The 1,982-nt window shown below is 76.5% G+C and carries 2 protein-coding genes and 1 pseudogene; all 3 read left to right on the top strand.

Annotated elements, in window-relative coordinates:
* Positions 1 to 532 (top strand): class F sortase (locus NH342_RS22800; RefSeq protein ID WP_253018626.1); only part of this gene is annotated, 532 nt, incomplete at its 5' end.
* A 15-nt stretch (positions 533 to 547) separates the two neighbouring features.
* Entirely contained in the window at positions 548 to 1,399 is an 852-nt protein-coding gene (gene pdxY / locus NH342_RS22795) for a pyridoxal kinase PdxY (RefSeq protein WP_253018624.1), read from the top strand.
* 57 nt (positions 1,400 to 1,456) lie between these two features.
* A pseudogene (locus tag NH342_RS22790) lies at positions 1,457 to 1,982 on the top strand (hypothetical protein); the annotation flags it as partial.

The following is a 1,982-nucleotide window of genomic DNA, read 5'->3' as shown; positions in this document are numbered from 1 at the left end:
AGCGGCCTCCGCGGCCACCTGCTCACGGCTCGCCCCGCCGGCGGCCCCCCCCCCGGCCCCGCCGACGTCCCGGCTGGACCCCGCTGCCGTCCCGGAGCCGACCGCCGTGGCGATCCCGGCCCTGGGCGTGGCGCAGGAGCTGATCGGCCTGGGCGTCGCCGGGGACGGCACGGCCGAGGTGCCGACCGACTTCGACGACGTCGGCTGGTTCACCCCCGGCGGGCGGCCCGGCGCGCGCGGCCCGACGGTGCTCATGGGCCACGTCGACTCCACCGCCGGCCCCGCGGTCTTCTACGACCTGCGTGACCTCGCCCCCGGCGACGTCGTGGAGCTGACCGTGGCCGACGGCTCGACCGCGACGTACACGGTCACCGGCACCGAGCAGGTCGCCAAGGACACCTTCCCCACCGCCGCGGTCTTCGGCGCCACCACGGAGGACGTGCTGCGGCTGATCACCTGCACGGGGGCCTTCGACGCCGGCGCCCGCAGCTACACCGACAACCTGGTCGTGACGGCGGTCCGCAGCGGCTGAGTAGGGTCGCCGCCCGTGGCGGTCGTGCTCTCCATCCAGTCCCACGTGGCCTACGGGCACGTCGGCAACGCCTCGGCGGTCTTCCCGCTGCAGCGGCTGGGCCACGAGGTCTGGCCGGTGCACACGGTGCAGTTCTCCAACCACACCGGCTACGGCTCCTGGACCGGGCGGGTGTTCGACGGCCAGGCCGTCGAGGAGGTCGTCGACGGCATCGGCGCGCGGGGCGTGCTGGGCAGCTGCGACGCCGTGCTGTCGGGCTACCTGGGCTCGGCCGACATCGGGCACGCCGTCGTGGGCACCGTCGCACGGGTCCGGGAGGCCAACCCGTCGGCGGTGTACTGCTGCGACCCGGTGATCGGCGACGTCGGCCGCGGGGTGTTCGTGCGCCCGGGCATCGCGGAGTTCATGCGCGACGTCGCCGTGCCCGCCGCCGACGTCGTCACCCCCAACCACTTCGAGCTCGACCTGCTCACCGGGACGACGACGCGGACGCTGCCCGAGGTCCGCGACGCCGTCGCCGCGCTGCAGTCCACCGGCCCGCGGGTGGTGCTGGTGACCAGCCTGGACGTCGAGGACACCCCCGACGACGCGGTGGACCTGCTCGCCGCCGAGGGCGGGCGGGCGTGGCGGGTGCGCACCCCGGAGCTGGGCCTGTCGGTCAACGGGGCCGGCGACGCGATCGCGGCGCTGTTCCTGGCGCACTGGATGTCCACCGGGTCGGCGGCCGACGCGCTGGGGGCCGCGGCGGCGTCGGTGTTCGGGCTGCTGCGGATGACCGCCGAGGCCGGCAGCCGGGAGATCCTCACCGTCGCCGCGCAGGAGGAGTTCGTCTCCCCCAGCCGGACCTTCGAGGTCGGCGAGGTCTGAGCGGCACGCGAGACCAGGGCACTGGACCCGGGAGGTCGGGTGGGTCACGCTCCCCCGGTGGTCGCAGACGCCCCGAGCCGGACGACGGCCGGCGCCCGCGCCCTGCTGGCCGCCTTCTGCGGGCTGGTCGCGGCCACCCAGGTGCTCTGGCTGACCTTCTCCCCGGTCACCGACGAGTCCGCGCGGGCCCTCGGTGTCGGCACCGGTGCGATCGCCGACCTGGCCGCGGTCAACCCGCTGCTGTTCGTGCTGCTGGCCACCAGCGCCGGCCGGTGGCTGGAGCGCGCGCTGGTGCCCGCCCTGGTGACCGGCGCCGCGCTCACCGCGGTCGGGGCGGTGGTGCGGGCGACCGCGGTGGACCACTACGCCGTCGTGCTCGCCGGGCAGGTCGTGCTGTCCGTGGGCCAGCCGCTGGTGCTGGGCGCCACCACCGTCGTGGCGGTCCGCTACGCCTCCCCCGCCGGGCGCACCGCGGCCATCTCCGCCGCCAGCGCCGCGCAGTTCGTCGGCATCCTGGTCGCCGCGCTGGTGGCCGGCCCCGCGGTGGGCGCGGTCGGCCTGGGCGGCTTCCTGCGGGCCGAGG

Source organism: Klenkia sp. PcliD-1-E (assembly GCF_024124375.1).
GTDB lineage: Bacteria > Actinomycetota > Actinomycetes > Mycobacteriales > Geodermatophilaceae > Klenkia.
Note: the sequence above shows the minus strand (reverse complement) of the source record. Positions and strands in the feature narration are given on the sequence as shown.